General features: G+C 64.1%; 14 protein-coding genes. 6 read left to right on the forward strand and 8 right to left on the reverse strand.

Features of this window, described 5'->3' with window-relative positions; translation table 11 throughout:
- Window positions 1-12 precede the first annotated feature (12 nt).
- From JV551A3_RS24055 to JV551A3_RS24065, 3 genes are all read left to right on the forward strand, one after another.
- On the forward strand, window positions 13-1086 hold the full coding sequence (locus tag JV551A3_RS24055; protein ID WP_133974676.1) for a DUF748 domain-containing protein: 1074 nt from the start codon (window positions 13-15) through the stop codon (window positions 1084-1086).
- A 229-nt stretch (window positions 1087-1315) separates the two neighbouring features.
- The gene (locus JV551A3_RS24060) at window positions 1316-2161 is read left to right on the forward strand and encodes an AAA family ATPase (protein WP_013973748.1); all 846 of its coding nucleotides are present in this window, start codon (window positions 1316-1318) and stop codon (window positions 2159-2161) included.
- Between the two features lie 13 nt (window positions 2162-2174).
- Window positions 2175-3353 (forward strand): vWA domain-containing protein, encoded by a 1179-nt coding sequence (locus JV551A3_RS24065; RefSeq protein WP_013973749.1) that lies wholly within the window; start codon window positions 2175-2177, stop codon window positions 3351-3353.
- Window positions 3354-3467: 114 nt separating this feature from the next.
- On the opposite strand, the gene JV551A3_RS24070 is transcribed toward JV551A3_RS24065, so the two are convergent.
- From JV551A3_RS24070 to JV551A3_RS24085, 4 genes are read right to left on the reverse strand one after another with little or no spacing between them, the layout of a single operon-like run.
- Window positions 3468-4385, reverse strand: coding sequence for a 5-oxoprolinase subunit C family protein (locus JV551A3_RS24070; protein ID WP_133974678.1), 918 nt, complete (start codon window positions 4383-4385; stop codon window positions 3468-3470).
- Window positions 4382-5068: a 5-oxoprolinase subunit PxpB gene (gene pxpB / locus JV551A3_RS24075; protein ID WP_133974680.1), complete on the reverse strand. Its 687-nt coding sequence runs from the start codon at window positions 5066-5068 to the stop codon at window positions 4382-4384. The genes JV551A3_RS24070 and pxpB overlap by 4 nt, the downstream gene beginning before the upstream one ends.
- Window positions 5065-5844, reverse strand: a complete 780-nt coding sequence (locus JV551A3_RS24080) for a 5-oxoprolinase subunit PxpA (protein ID WP_133974682.1) — start codon at window positions 5842-5844, stop codon at window positions 5065-5067. Before JV551A3_RS24080 ends, pxpB begins: the two co-directional genes overlap by 4 nt.
- 9 nt (window positions 5845-5853) lie before the next feature.
- Window positions 5854-7140 carry an MFS transporter gene (locus tag JV551A3_RS24085; protein ID WP_133974684.1) on the reverse strand — a complete coding sequence of 429 codons (1287 nt, stop codon included), beginning with the start codon at window positions 7138-7140 and terminating at the stop codon, window positions 5854-5856.
- A 128-nt stretch (window positions 7141-7268) separates the two neighbouring features.
- Between JV551A3_RS24085 and JV551A3_RS24090 the strand changes: the two genes are divergently transcribed.
- A complete protein-coding gene (locus JV551A3_RS24090; protein WP_133974687.1) occupies window positions 7269-8180 on the forward strand; it encodes a LysR family transcriptional regulator in 912 nt (303 codons plus the stop codon).
- A 132-nt stretch (window positions 8181-8312) separates the two neighbouring features.
- On the opposite strand, the gene JV551A3_RS24095 is transcribed toward JV551A3_RS24090, so the two are convergent.
- From JV551A3_RS24095 to JV551A3_RS24105, 3 genes are read right to left on the reverse strand one after another with little or no spacing between them, the layout of a single operon-like run.
- Complete coding sequence (locus tag JV551A3_RS24095; protein WP_112254188.1) at window positions 8313-8834, reverse strand: DUF2937 family protein; 522 nt, start codon at window positions 8832-8834, stop codon at window positions 8313-8315.
- A 9-nt stretch (window positions 8835-8843) separates the two neighbouring features.
- Complete coding sequence (locus JV551A3_RS24100) at window positions 8844-9617, reverse strand: class II glutamine amidotransferase (RefSeq protein ID WP_133974689.1); 774 nt, start codon at window positions 9615-9617, stop codon at window positions 8844-8846.
- Between the two features lie 14 nt (window positions 9618-9631).
- Window positions 9632-10138 (reverse strand): MFS transporter, encoded by a 507-nt coding sequence (locus JV551A3_RS24105; protein ID WP_133974691.1) that lies wholly within the window; start codon window positions 10136-10138, stop codon window positions 9632-9634.
- Between the two features lie 200 nt (window positions 10139-10338).
- Here JV551A3_RS24105 and JV551A3_RS24110 point away from each other — a divergent pair, with 200 nt between their 5' ends.
- The gene (locus tag JV551A3_RS24110) at window positions 10339-12381 is read left to right on the forward strand and encodes a S9 family peptidase (protein WP_133979194.1); all 2043 of its coding nucleotides are present in this window, start codon (window positions 10339-10341) and stop codon (window positions 12379-12381) included.
- Between the two features lie 159 nt (window positions 12382-12540).
- On the opposite strand, the gene JV551A3_RS24115 is transcribed toward JV551A3_RS24110, so the two are convergent.
- Window positions 12541-12819 (reverse strand): hypothetical protein, encoded by a 279-nt coding sequence (locus tag JV551A3_RS24115; protein ID WP_133974695.1) that lies wholly within the window; start codon window positions 12817-12819, stop codon window positions 12541-12543.
- Window positions 12820-12951: 132 nt separating this feature from the next.
- Between JV551A3_RS24115 and JV551A3_RS24120 the strand changes: the two genes are divergently transcribed.
- Window positions 12952-13323, forward strand: a complete 372-nt coding sequence (locus tag JV551A3_RS24120; protein ID WP_003259546.1) for a YajD family HNH nuclease — start codon at window positions 12952-12954, stop codon at window positions 13321-13323.
- Window positions 13324-13376: the final 53 nt, after the last annotated feature.

Here is a 13376-nt window from a genome sequence, read left to right on the forward strand (position 1 = left end):
GGAGACACTCCGATGAGAGCCCGTTATCGCTGGCCGTTGATCGGCCTGGCCAGCCTGATCGTGCTGTTGCTGGCGCTGCACCTGGCCCTGCCCTATCTGGTGCGCAACTACCTCAACGACAAACTGGCCGACATGGGCGACTACCGTGGCCAGGTGACTGACGTGGACCTGGCCTGGTGGCGCGGCGCGTACCAGATCAACGGGCTGAAGATCGTCAAGACCACCGGCAAGGTGCCGGTGCCGTTTCTCGACGCTCCGCTGATCGACCTGTCGGTAAGCTGGCACGCCCTGTGGTACGACCGCGCAGTGGTTGCCGAAGTGGTGTTCGACCGGCCGGAACTCAACTTCGTCGATGGCGGCAACAAACAGAACTCGCAGACTGGTCAGGGTACCGACTGGCGCCAGCAACTGGAAAAACTGCTGCCGATCACCCTGAACGAGGTTCGCATCGACAAAGGCGTGCTGACTTTCCGCAACTTCAACTCCAAGCCACCGGTCAACCTCAAGGCCACCCAGCTTGATGCCAGTATTCGCAACCTCACCAACATTCGTGACGAAAAGGGCCGACGCGATGCCAGCTTTGATGGCACGGCGCTGATCGTAGGCGATGCCAAGGTGGAAAGCCGCGCCACTTTCGACCCATTCAGCGATTTCGATGATTTCGAGTTCCGCCTGCGCGCCACGGGTATCGAGCTGCGCAAGCTCAATGACTTCGCCAGCGCCTACGGCAAGTTCGACTTCAATGCCGGGCACGGCGATATGGTGATAGAGGCCGAGGCGACCAACGGCCGATTGAACGGATACATCAAGCCGTTGTTGCGGGATGTGGATGTGTTCGACTGGCAGCAGGATGTGCAGGAGAAGGACAAAGGCTTCTTCCGCTCAGTCTGGGAAGCGCTGGTGGGCGCGACCGAGACGGTATTGAAGAACCAGCCAAAGAACCAGTTCGCGACCCGTGTAGAGCTCAGCGGTAGCGTGCACAAGCAGGATGTCAGCGCCTTCGAGGCGTTTCTGCAGATACTGCGCAACGGGTTCATTCAGGCGTTCAATGCCCGGTACGAGCGTGACGCGCCGGATTCCGACTAGGATCGAGTGACGGGGCATTCAGGGACTGAATACCCGGTCTGCGTTTCCAGTCGGCGAAGCCCGCGTTATAGTCGGTGACAAACCGAAAATAGATGCTGCCTGTACTGGCCCCTTCGCGGGTAAACCCGCTCCCACAGGTATTCGACAGACCTCAGGGAAGGTGGGGTACTTGTGGGAGCGGGTTTACCCGCGAAAGGGCCGCTACAGGCTTACAGCAGAGGACAGACCCATGAAGTTCGAAGGCACCCGCGACTACGTCGCCACAGACGACCTGAAACTGGCGGTAAACGCGGCCATCACCCTCGAACGCCCCTTGCTGGTCAAGGGCGAACCCGGCACCGGCAAGACCATGCTCGCCGAGCAGCTGGCAGCCTCGTTCGGTGCGCGCCTGATCACCTGGCACATCAAGTCCACCACCAAGGCCCACCAGGGCCTCTACGAGTACGACGCGGTCAGCCGCCTGCGTGACTCGCAGCTGGGCGTGGACAAGGTCCACGATGTGCGCAACTACCTGAAAAAGGGCAAGCTGTGGGAGGCCTTCGAAGCCGAGGAACGGGTCATCCTGCTGATCGACGAAATCGACAAGGCCGACATCGAGTTCCCCAACGACCTGCTGCAAGAACTCGACAAGATGGAATTCTACGTCTACGAAATCGACGAGACCATCAAGGCCAGGCAGCGCCCGATCATCATCATCACCTCCAACAACGAAAAGGAGCTGCCGGACGCCTTCCTGCGCCGCTGCTTCTTCCACTACATCGCCTTCCCCGACCGCACCACCCTGCAGCAGATCGTCGACGTGCACTACCCGAACATCAGCCAGTCGCTGGTCAGCGAGGCGCTGGACGTGTTCTTCGACGTGCGCAAGGTACCGGGCCTGAAGAAAAAGCCGTCCACCTCCGAACTGGTCGATTGGCTCAAGCTGCTGATGGCCGACAACATCGGTGAAGCGGTGCTGCGCGAACGCGACCCGACCAAGGCCATTCCACCACTGGCCGGCGCACTGGTGAAGAACGAGCAGGACGTACAACTGCTCGAGCGCCTGGCCTTCATGAGCCGGCGCGGCAACCGCTGACAGGAGCCGGGCCATGCTGCTCAACCTGTTCAATGAAATGCGCGCGGCCAAGGTGCCGGTCTCGGTACGCGAACTGCTCGACCTGCACCAGGCCCTGCAAAAGCGCGTGGTGTTCGCCGACATGGACGAGTTCTACTATCTCGCCCGCGCCATCCTGGTGAAGGACGAGCGCCACTTCGACAAGTTCGACCGCGCCTTCGCCGCGTACTTCAAGGGCCTGGAGAACCTCGACCGGCATATCGAGGCGTTGATCCCCGAAGACTGGCTGCGCAAGGAATTCGAGCGGTCGCTGACCGATGAGGAGCGCGCGCAGATCCAGTCTCTGGGTGGCCTGGACAAGCTGATTGAAGAGTTCAAGAAGCGCCTCGAAGAGCAGAAGGAGCGTCACGCCGGCGGCAACAAGTGGATCGGTACCGGCGGCACCAGCCCATTCGGTTCGGGCGGCTTCAACCCCGAGGGCATCCGCGTGGGCGAGGCCGGCAAGCGCCAGGGCAAGGCGGTGAAGGTGTGGGACCAGCGCGAATACAAGAACCTGGACGACCAGGTGGAACTGGGCACGCGCAACATCAAGCTGGCTTTGCGCCGGCTGCGCAAGTTCGCCCGTGAAGGCGCCGCCGAAGAGCTGGATATCGACGGCACCATCGACCACACCGCGCGGGATGCCGGCCTGCTGAACATCCAGATGCGCCCCGAGCGGCGCAACACGGTGAAGCTGCTGTTGCTGTTCGACATCGGTGGTTCGATGGACGCCCACGTCAAGGTCTGCGAAGAACTGTTCTCGGCGTGCAAGACCGAGTTCAAGCACCTGGAGTATTACTACTTCCACAACTTCGTGTACGAGTCAGTCTGGAAGAACAACCTGCGCCGCACCTCGGAGCGCTATTCCACCTTCGACCTGCTGCACAAGTACGGCGATGACTACAAGGTTGTGTTCGTCGGCGACGCGGCCATGGCGCCCTACGAAATTACCCAGCCGGGTGGCAGCGTGGAGCACTGGAACGAAGAAGCCGGGTATGTGTGGATGCAGCGTTTCATGGAAAAATTCAGGAAGATCATCTGGATCAACCCGTATCCGAAGCAGGCCTGGGACTACACCGCATCGACCCATCTGGTGCGGGACCTGATCGAGGACAAGATGTATCCGCTGACCTTGCAGGGGTTGGAGGAAGGGATGCGTTACCTGTCCAAGTGATTTTGCCGGTAGCGGCCCTTTCGCGGGTGAACCCGCTCCCACAGGTATTGCGCAAGCCTTGAGGCCTGTGGAGTACCTGTGGGAGCGGGTTCACCCGCGAAGAGGCCGGCAGCCTTAACGCCAATGGTCCAGGAATACCTGTTGCTCCCGCCACGCCTCATCCTGCACCACCGCCCTGAACCGCACCACCGCCCCCGGCATGCACTGCGCCAGTTGCGCCAGCGCCAGCGGCGTCAATGCCCCAAGCCGTGGATAGCCGCCAATGGTCTGCCGGTCATTGAGCAACACGATCGGCTGCCCATCCGGCGGCACCTGCACCGCCCCCAGCGGAATCCCCTCGGAAATCATCGGCGCGCCCTGGTAGGCCAGCTGCGGCCCCAACAGGCGGATGCCCATACGGTCGGCCCGACTGTCCAGCGTCCACTCGCGGTTGAACGCCTCGAACAGGCTGGTACCACTGAAATCACCGATCTGTGCCCCCATCACCAGGTCAAGCACAGGCTTTTGTGCGTACTGTGGCCGCAGCGCTTCCGGTACCTCACGCAGGGTCGCCGGCGTGCCTGAAAATGCCAGCGCCTGGCCTTTGTCGAGCGCAGAGCCCTGGCCATCGATACCGCCCAGTTCTTCCCGCACAACCGTGGCACAACTGCCCAGCACATCCTCACCCAGAAACCCGCCAGGTGCTGCCAGATACGCCCGCACGCCCTGCCTCGGCTGTTTCAGGCTCAACCGCTGCCCCTTTGCCAATGCAAAGCTGCGCCAGGGTGCCAGCGGCTGATCATCGACCCGCGCATCCAGGTCGGCACCGGCCAGGGCCAGCACACAATCCTGCTCAGCAACCACACAGAAACCACCAAGCGCTACCTCGACCACAGGCGCCGCCAACGGGTTGCCCAGCAGCCAGTTGGCCCAATGCATCGCCACCCAGTCCAGCGCCCCACCCTGGGTCACGCCCAGGTGGCGTACGCCAAAGCGCCCGCCATCCTGCAGCTGGCACAGCGGCGTACTGGCCTCGATCTTCAACTGCTTCATGTTTGTGCCTCCACATCACCGCCCAACGCCACGAACTCGCTGCGCGAAACCGGCACGAAGCGCACCCGGTCACCGGGCTGCAACAGGCTGTAGCCCTCGCGTTCACGGTCGAACAGGCGCACCGGGGTACGCCCGATCAGGTTCCAGCCCCCCGGCGATACCGCCGGATAGGCCGCCGTCTGGCGCTCGGCAATGCCGACGCTGCCGGCCGCCACGCGCTTGCGCGGGGTGCCAAGGCGCGGGCTGGCCAGGCGTTCGTGCACCAGGCCCATGAAGCCGAAACCGGGGGCGAAACCCAGGGCGAATACCGGGTACTCGCGCTCGCTGTGCAAGCGGATAACCTCTGCTTCACTCGAGCCGATACGGGCCGCCAACACCGGCAGCTCCGGGCCGACGCTGGCGTCGTACCACACCGGGATTTCATGGCAGCGGCCAGCGCTGTGCGTGTCTGGCCGCAGGTCTTCCAGCGCACGGATAATCAGCGCCCTCGCCTCACTTGGCGGCAGGTCGAACTGCACCATCAGCGTGGTGTAGGACGGCACCAGGTCCAGCAAGTGCTCGCCGAACGCCGCGTGCAAGCGCTGGCTGGCGGCAAGCATCCACGGCATGTTGCCCTCGTCGATGGAGTCGAACAGGCGCACCATCAGGCTGTCGATGGCCACGACTTCAATGCGCAGCTTCATCGCGACTCCAGGGCATCGAGAGCCTGGCGAATCTGCCGCACCGCGGCTACCGAACTGTCATTGTCGCCGTGTACGCACAGGGTGCTGGCCGCCAGCCTCAACGCACTACCGTCGTCCGCCACCAGCGTGTCGCCACGGGCCAGGCGCACGGCCTGCTCCACCACCAGCGCCGGGTCGTGGTGCACCGCGCCGGGCAGGCGCCGCGATAGCAGATGCCCGCTGGCGGTATAGGCGCGGTCGGCGAATGCTTCGAACCACAGCGGCACGCCAATTTCATCGCCCAGGGCCTGGGCGGCGCGGTTGTCGGCGGTGGCCATCAGCATCAGCGGCAGGTCGCCGCCATAGGCCGCCACAGCCTCCAGTACGGTACGCAGCTTGAGCGGGTCGGCCATCATGTCGTTGTACAGCGCACCATGGGGTTTCACGTAGGCCACACGGCCACCCAACACTTTGCAGATGCCGTCCAGTGCACCGATCTGGTAATGCAGCAGGTCGCGGATTTCCTCCGGGCTGCAGGCCATGGAGCGGCGGCCGAAGCCGACCAGGTCCGGGTAGGCCGGGTGCGCGCCGATGGTCACCCCGTGCTGCAGCGCCAGGGCCACGGTGCGGCGCATGATGCTGGGGTCCCCGGCGTGGTAGCCGCAGGCGATGTTGGCGCAATCTATGTAGGGCATGACCTCGGCATCCAGGCCCATGCGCCAACTGCCGAAACTCTCGCCCATGTCGCAATTGAGTAGCAGGCGTTCCACCGCGCGGCCTCCGTTGTCGTTGTTCATATGCCTACCTTACCGCGCCTGCAGTTGTTTGCCGCGGGTTTCCGGCAGGCTCAGCGCCGCCACGATCACCACGCCGTAGGACACGGCCGAAAACACGCCGATACCCAGGCCCAGCGGCACTTTCTGGCCGAGCACGCCGATCAGCAGCGGGAACAGCGCCGCGATGACCTTGCCGATGTTGTAGCAGAAGCCCTGCCCCGAACCGCGGATACGCGTAGGGAACAGTTCGGTGAGGAACGCGCCCATGCCACTGAAGATGCCCGAGGCGAAGAAGCCCAGCGGGAAGCCCAGCCACAGCATCACGCCGTCGCTGACCGGCATTTGCGTGTACAACAGCACGATGACGAACGAGCCCACGGCGAACAGGATGAAGTTCTTCTTGCGCCCCAGCAGGTCGGACAGATACGCACTGATTACATAGCCGACGTAGGAGCCTACGATCACCATGGCCAGGTAACCACCGGTACCCAGCACGCTCAGCCCGCGCTCGTTCTTCAGGAAGGTCGGCAGCCATGAGGTAATGGCGTAGTAGCCGCCCAGGGCGCCGGTGGTCAGCAGCGACGCTCGCACGGTGGTCCAGAGCATGCCCGGGGCAAAGATTTCGTAGAACTGCGCAGGAGCCTCGGCGCTTTCCACCGCCTTGGCCTCGCGGTACACCTCGGGGTCCTTGACCAGGCGGCGGACGAAGATCACGAAAATCGCCGGCACCAGGCCCAGCAGGAACAGCGCGCGCCAGGCCTGCTCTGCCGGCAGCCAAGAGAACAGCAACGCGTAGAGGATGGCGGTGAGGCCCCAGCCAAGCGCCCAGCCGGACTGCACCATGCCCACCGCCTTGCCACGGTCCTGGGCACGGATCACCTCGCCGATCAGCACTGCGCCGGCGGTCCATTCACCGCCAAAGCCGAAGCCCATCAGGGTACGGGCGATCAGCAGCTGTTCGTAGTTCTGGGCGAAACCGCAGAGGAAGGTGAAGAAGGCAAACCACAGCACCGTCAGTTGCAGGGTGCGCACGCGGCCAATGCGGTCGGAGAGAATGCCGGCCACCCAGCCCCCCACGGCCGAGGCGATCAAGGTGCTGGTGTGGATCAACCCGGCTTCGGTGGTGGTGATGCCCCACAGCATGATCAGCGTGGGGATGACGAAGCTGAGCATTTGCGTGTCCATACCATCCAGGCCATAGCCGATCTTGCAGCTCCAGAAGGTGCGGCGCTGCTGTGAGTCGATGTCGCGGTACCAGGCAAAAGGCCCGGACGAAGATGGGGAATTGACCTGCTGCTGTACGCCGGTGGGGTTCATGCTTGCCTCGGCTTGTTGGTATTGTTTTATGGGCGACAAAGTGTCGCGGCCTGTGCGTCATTGTTCAGAGGCCGCGCCTGCTGCGTCCAACGATAAAAACCGCCGGTCTGGAACAAGAAAAACTGATCATGAACCTTCGCTTCCTCGAAACCTTCGTCTGGGTTGCCCGGCTCAAGAGCTTCCGCCTGACCGCGGAAAAGCTGTTCACCACCCAGGCCTCGGTGTCCAGCCGCATTGCCGCGCTGGAGGCCGACCTGGGCGTGAAGCTGCTGCTGCGCGATTCACGCGGGGTCAGCCTGACCCCGGAGGGCGGCAAGGTACTGGAATATGCCGAGCGCATGCTGGAAACCGCCAAGGCCATGAAGCAGTCGCTGGACAGCGACCGGGCCAAGGTCGGGCGTATCCGTATCGGGGTGATGGACACGGTAATCCACACCTGGATGAGCGCGCTGGTGGCGGAGCTGACCGAGCGGTACCCGCAGGTAGAGATCGAACTGGTGGCCGACACTGCGCTGAACCTTCGCGAGCAATTGCAGAAGGGCTTTCTCGACGTGATTCTGCAGACCGACCTGCTGCGCGAACAGTCGATCCGCAGCCTGGACCTGGCGCGCTATCCGATGGGTTGGGTGGTGGCCGCCGGCTCGCACCAGCACCGCGATTACGGATCATTGGCCGAGCTTGGACGGGAACGCATTATCACTTTCTCGAAGAACTCGCGGCCGCACCAGGAAGTGCTGAGCCTGCTGCAGGGCGCGGGGGCCGAAACGCCGCGGCTGAACTGCGTGAACTCGGTGGCGGCGATTACCCGGTTGTTGCGCGACGGGTTTGGAATTGGTGCGTTGCCGCCGGCGCTGGTGGATGCCGAGTTGAGCCGGGGTGAGCTGGTGTTGCTGCAGGGGCTGCAACCGCCGCCGAGCCTGGAACTGGTGGTGGCTTGGCAGACCGGGGTGGTGTTGGTGGATGAAGTGGTCGGGGTGTGCCGGCAGGTGCTGGAGAGGTATGCGCGGGATGTGGGTGGGCAGCGGATAGTGCTGGTGTGAACCAGCTGTGCTGCCTGTGCTGGCCCTTTCGCGGGTAAACCCGCTCCCACAGGTACTGCATAAGCTTGAATCCTGTGCAAACCCTGTGGGAGCGGGTTTACCCGCGAAGAGGCCAGTACAGGCAAGCAAAAATCAGCGCCAGCTCTCTTTCACCGCCCTGCGCCGCCCACCCAGAATCACCCAGCCAATCCCCAGCAGCAGGCTCTCGACCACGAAGGCCAGCACAAACCCTGCGCCAACGCCCCAGCCAATCGCCTCGGGTACCAGCAAAATCTGATAGCTATAGCCGTTCAAGGTCTCTTCCCGCAGTTGCGGGTCCGCCTGCACCAGCACATGCCAGGTGCGCTGCGCCCATGCCCCTTGCAGCGCCTGCCATTCGTTTTCCAACAATTGGTTGCGGATCATCAGGCTTTCGATGCTGTTGGCGTCACTGAGGAACACCGGATCGTCGCTACTGCGATAATGCCGCAGCAGCGCCTGCAGGTCGCCATTGAAAAAGCGTTCGGCGGTCTGCCGGAAGCCATCGAGCGCCTCGCGTGATTCGAACAGGTGCGCCTCGACCCGCTGGCTGTAGTCCTTCACCAGCCCCGGAACCTGGATACCGGCCAGCAGGCCGAAGGTGAACAGCAGCAACCGCAGGTAACTTCTGAACATGCCGCGTCCTTAGCTCTGGCCTTGCGCCACGCACTCGCCGTGCCGCCACAGGGCCCACTGACCCGGCTCGTAGCGCTGCCAGGTCTCGTTCTCGGTCAAGGCCTCGGTGGCGATCACCGTGACCACGTCGTTGGGGGTGGTTTCGGTGTGAAAATCGACGATCAGGTCGACATCCTTCAACCGTGCCGCACCAAAGGGTGCACGGCGGGTAATGTGCACCAGCTTGGTCGAACAGAAGCAGAACAGCCAGTCACCGTCGCTGAGCATGCAGTTGAACACGCCCTGGCTGCGGTAGCCGGCACAGGCTTCGACCAGCACCGGCAGCAGCTGTTCCACCGGCACGGGCTCGGGGAAGGCACTGCGGATGCGGTTGAGCAGGTCGCAGAAGGCCGCCTCGCTGTCGGTGTCGCCCACCGGCCGGTAGAAGCTGGCCAGGCCCTTGAAGTCGCCCAGCTGGCCATTGTGCGCGAAGCACCAGTTGCGACCCCACATCTCCCGCACGAACGGGTGAGTGTTGGACAGGCACACCTTGCCGACGTTGGCCTGGCGTATGTGGCCGATGACCACTTCGCTCTTGATGGGATAACGCTGCACCAGGTTGGCCACTTCCGACTCGCTGCTGGCAGCCGGGTCCTGGAACAGGCGCAGGCCACGGCCTTCGTAGAAGCCGATGCCCCAGCCGTCACGGTGCGGGCCGGTACGGCCGCCGCGCTGCATCAGGCCGGTGAAGCTGAAGACGATGTCGGTGGGGACGTTGGCACTCATGCCCAGCAGTTCGCACATAGACCTGTCTCCGCTTACAGACGGGGCTCGACCCGGCCGCCGCCTCGGGAGACGGCCGGGGCGGCAGGGGGTGGCGCATCACGGTATCGGTCGCGACGCTCTGCGGCCAGCGGGGCCTGGACGCCAAGCTGGTCATCTTCGGCAGCCTGGCGCTGGGCAGCGGCCTCGACCTGCGCGCGGCGCTCGCGGGCGCGCTTTTCCAGCGGCAAGCGCAGCAGTACGAAAAGGAAATACAGGGAAAAGGCGCCCATGCCGTACATGGCGAAGTCGGACACCGCGCGCCAGGCGTTGTTGCCGACCTTGAAGGCAACATCCAGGGCGGTGATGGCAATGGCCGGGGCGAAGCTGTCCTTGACCGGGTCGACGATGGTCGGGGTCAGCAGCAGCACTGCCAGCACCACCCGCAGCGGTTCGCGCAGCCAGCGCCACATCCAGCCGGTGAGCTTGAAGCCCACCATCAGGCAGCCCAGGGCAGCAACGGCGTAAAGGCCCCAGGCGAGGGTGTAGTCGTTCTCGGTCATGGTGTTCGTGCAAGCCAGGCAAAGAGATGCCTATGATAAACACTTTTCCGGGCGCAGACAGTGTTTGCCTGTGCCGGCCGCTTCGCGGGTAAACCCGCTCCCACAGGTAATGCGCATGGCTCGAAGTCTGCAGTGATCCTGTGGGAGCGGGTTTACCCGCGAAGAGGCCGGTACAGGCGACCCCAAACATGAGATCTTCAATGCAAACCAAGCCCCAACCCCCGATTGCCCACGCCGACAACACCGCCGACCCGTACGCCTGGCTGCAACAGCGCGACACCCCCGAGGTGCTTGCCTACCTGCAGGCCGAGAACGCCTACCAGGAAGCCTGCCTGGCCGACCAGGCGCCGCTGCGCGAACAACTGTTCGAAGAGATCAAGGGTCGCATCCTGGAAACCGACCTCTCGCTGCCGGCGCCTTGGGGGCCCTACCTGTACTACACCCGTACCACTGCGGGCGACGAGTACCCGCGTCACTACCGCTGCCCGCGCCCGGCCGACGACTCCAACACGGTCGATGAAGGCCAGGAACAACTGCTGCTCGACCCCAACGCCCTGGCCAATGGCGGTTTCCTGTCCCTTGGCGCGTTCAGCGTGAGCCCCGACCACCGCCTGCTGGCTTACAGCCTGGACACCAGCGGCGACGAAATCTTCACCCTGTACGTGAAGGACCTGGCCAGTGGCAGCGTCACCACCCTGCCCTTCGACGACTGCGACGGCAGCCTGACCTGGGCCAACGACAGCCAGACGCTGTTCTTCGCCGAACTGGACGACACCCACCGCCCGTGGCGCCTGCGTCGTCACACGCTGGGCAACGAAGGTGCGCAGACCGTGTTCGAAGAACCCGACGGGCGCTTCTTCCTGCACTGCTACCGCACCAGCTCCGAACGCCAACTGGTGCTGCTGCTCAACAGCAAGACCACCAGCGAAGCCTGGGTGCTGGATGCGCAGACCCCGCTGGCAGCGTTCACCTGCCTGGCGCCACGCGTCGAAGGCCACGAGTACTTCCCCGACCACGGCCAGCTCGACGGCCAGTGGCGCTGGTTCATCCGCACCAACCAGGACGGCATCAACTTCGCCCTGTACCACGCCCCGGTCGCGCCGGTGCCCAGCCGTGAGCAATGGCAGGTGCTGGTGCCGCACCGCGACGCGATCATGCTCGAGGGCCTCAGCCTGAATGCCGGCGCGCTGACCCTGAGCCTGCGCGAAGGCGGCCTGCCGATCATCGAAGTACGCCCGCAGGGCCTGGCGGCCTACCGCGTCGAACTACCCGATGCGGCCTACAGCCTGTACGTGCAGGACAGCCTGGAGTTCACCAGCCCGCGCCTGCGCCTGCGCTACGAAGCACTCAACCGCCCGGCCCAGGTGCGCCAGCTGGACTTGGCCAGCGGTGCCCAGGCGGTGCTCAAGCAAACCCCGGTGCTGGGGCCGTTCGATGCCGACGACTATGTCAGCGAGCGCCTGTGGGCCACGGCAGCGGACGGCACCCGGGTGCCGATCAGCCTGGTGCGCCGCCGCCAGGACCTGGGCCGGACCGTGCCGTTGTACCTGTATGGCTACGGGGCCTATGGCGAAAGCCTCGACCCGTGGTTCTCGCATGCGCGCCTGAGCCTGCTGGAGCGCGGCGTGGCCTTTGCCATCGCCCACGTGCGTGGCGGCGGCGAACTGGGCGAAGCCTGGTACCGCGCTGGCAAGCAGGAGCACAAGCACAACACCTTCAGCGACTTCATCGCCTGTGCCGAGCACCTGATCGCCGAAGGTGTGACGGCTGCCGACCGCCTGGCCATCAGTGGCGGCAGCGCCGGCGGCCTGCTGATGGGTGCAGTGCTCAACCTGCGACCCGAGCTGTTCCGCTGTGCGATTGCCGAAGTGCCGTTCGTCGATGTGCTCAACACCATGCTCGACCCCGAGCTGCCGCTGACCGTGACCGAGTACGACGAATGGGGCAACCCTGAAGAGCCGCAGGTGTATGAGCGGATCAAGGCCTACGCACCGTACGAGAACGTGAAGGCACAGGCCTACCCGGCAATGCTGGTGGTGGCGGGCTACAACGACAGCCGCGTGCAGTACTGGGAAGCGGCCAAATGGGTGGCGCGGCTGCGCACGCGCAAGACCGACGACAACCTGTTGCTGCTCAAGACCGAGATGGGGGCTGGGCATGGCGGGATGAGCGGGCGGTATCAGGGGCTCAAGGATGTGGCCTTGGAATATGCGTTCGTGTTTGGTGAGCTAGGTATCGTTTGAGAAAGCTGGGGGCGCTTTGCGCCCTTTTCGCGACACACGGCCGCTCCTACAGGGATAGCGCATGTCCTGAATCCTGCGCGATCCCTGTAGGAGCGGCCTTGTGTCGCGATGGGCTGCAAAGCAGCCCCAAATTCCCACAGCCAACATGGCCCCGCTCAGTCAATCATCCTGCACCGGCTGCTTCGGCGGGTCCTGGCGCAACCCCGGTAATGGCTGGTCCTTCGGCGGCCCGGGTACCGGCATCGGCGGTAACAGTGGCGCCCCCGGCTGGCTGCCATAGGCCTTGGGCGGCGTACTCGGGGTAATCTGCGGATATGGCGTAGGCGTAGGCGTACCCGGTGCACCGGGCACCGGCGTGTTCAGCCGGGGTGGCGTGCTGGCAGCTTCGGCCATGGGCAGGCCGGCCAACATCAGCAGAGCGAGGATCGCGCGAAACATCAGCAACCTCCTGTCGGGAACCTTCCTACAGGCTACGCCTAAAACAAAGCTTTCGCCTGTCCGCCTGGCCCGCAAGCGCGCTAGACTCAGTGGCATAACCGTCATTTGCCTGATCAGAACAAAGGAAACACCATGAGCTCCACCTCTTCCGCCGCCGCCACCGCGCGCCTGGACCGCATCCTGGCCGATGCCAAGCGCGACAAGGAAATGGGCTACCGCGACAAGGCCCTGAAAATGTACCCGCACGTCTGCGGCCGCTGCGCCCGCGAGTTCTCCGGCAAGCGCCTGAGCGAGCTGACCGTGCACCACCGCGACCACAACCACGACAACAACCCGCAGGACGGCTCCAACTGGGAATTGCTGTGCCTGTACTGCCACGACAACGAGCACTCGCGCTATACCGACCAGCAGTACTTCAGCGAAGGTTCCACCAGCACCCCGAGCATCGCCAAGGCCACCCACAACCCGTTCGCCGGGCTGGCGGGCATGCTGAAGAAAGACTGACCATCGATTCGCCCCCCGCTGCTGCCGGGCAGCCCGTATAATCGCGCTTTTTT

This window comes from Pseudomonas inefficax (assembly GCF_900277125.1).
Classification (GTDB): Bacteria; Pseudomonadota; Gammaproteobacteria; order Pseudomonadales; family Pseudomonadaceae; genus Aquipseudomonas; species Aquipseudomonas inefficax.

What these genes read in the sequence shown, in the direction of transcription:
- JV551A3_RS24085 (WP_133974684.1), bottom strand. Translation starts at nt 7,140, where the DNA reads ATGAACCCCACCGGCGTACAGCAGCAGGTCAATTCCCCATCTTCGTCC.
- JV551A3_RS24100 (WP_133974689.1), bottom strand. Translation starts at nt 9,617, where the DNA reads ATGTGCGAACTGCTGGGCATGAGTGCCAACGTCCCCACCGACATCGTC.
- JV551A3_RS24060 (WP_013973748.1), top strand. Translation starts at nt 1,316, where the DNA reads ATGAAGTTCGAAGGCACCCGCGACTACGTCGCCACAGACGACCTGAAA.
- JV551A3_RS24115 (WP_133974695.1), bottom strand. Translation starts at nt 12,819, where the DNA reads ATGTTTCGCGCGATCCTCGCTCTGCTGATGTTGGCCGGCCTGCCCATG.
- JV551A3_RS24120 (WP_003259546.1), top strand. Translation starts at nt 12,952, where the DNA reads ATGAGCTCCACCTCTTCCGCCGCCGCCACCGCGCGCCTGGACCGCATC.
- JV551A3_RS24080 (WP_133974682.1), bottom strand. Translation starts at nt 5,844, where the DNA reads ATGAACAACGACAACGGAGGCCGCGCGGTGGAACGCCTGCTACTCAAT.
- JV551A3_RS24065 (WP_013973749.1), top strand. Translation starts at nt 2,175, where the DNA reads ATGCTGCTCAACCTGTTCAATGAAATGCGCGCGGCCAAGGTGCCGGTC.
- pxpB (WP_133974680.1), bottom strand. Translation starts at nt 5,068, where the DNA reads ATGAAGCTGCGCATTGAAGTCGTGGCCATCGACAGCCTGATGGTGCGC.
- JV551A3_RS24090 (WP_133974687.1), top strand. Translation starts at nt 7,269, where the DNA reads ATGAACCTTCGCTTCCTCGAAACCTTCGTCTGGGTTGCCCGGCTCAAG.
- JV551A3_RS24055 (WP_133974676.1), top strand. Translation starts at nt 13, where the DNA reads ATGAGAGCCCGTTATCGCTGGCCGTTGATCGGCCTGGCCAGCCTGATC.
- JV551A3_RS24070 (WP_133974678.1), bottom strand. Translation starts at nt 4,385, where the DNA reads ATGAAGCAGTTGAAGATCGAGGCCAGTACGCCGCTGTGCCAGCTGCAG.
- JV551A3_RS24095 (WP_112254188.1), bottom strand. Translation starts at nt 8,834, where the DNA reads ATGTTCAGAAGTTACCTGCGGTTGCTGCTGTTCACCTTCGGCCTGCTG.
- JV551A3_RS24110 (WP_133979194.1), top strand. Translation starts at nt 10,339, where the DNA reads ATGCAAACCAAGCCCCAACCCCCGATTGCCCACGCCGACAACACCGCC.
- JV551A3_RS24105 (WP_133974691.1), bottom strand. Translation starts at nt 10,138, where the DNA reads ATGACCGAGAACGACTACACCCTCGCCTGGGGCCTTTACGCCGTTGCT.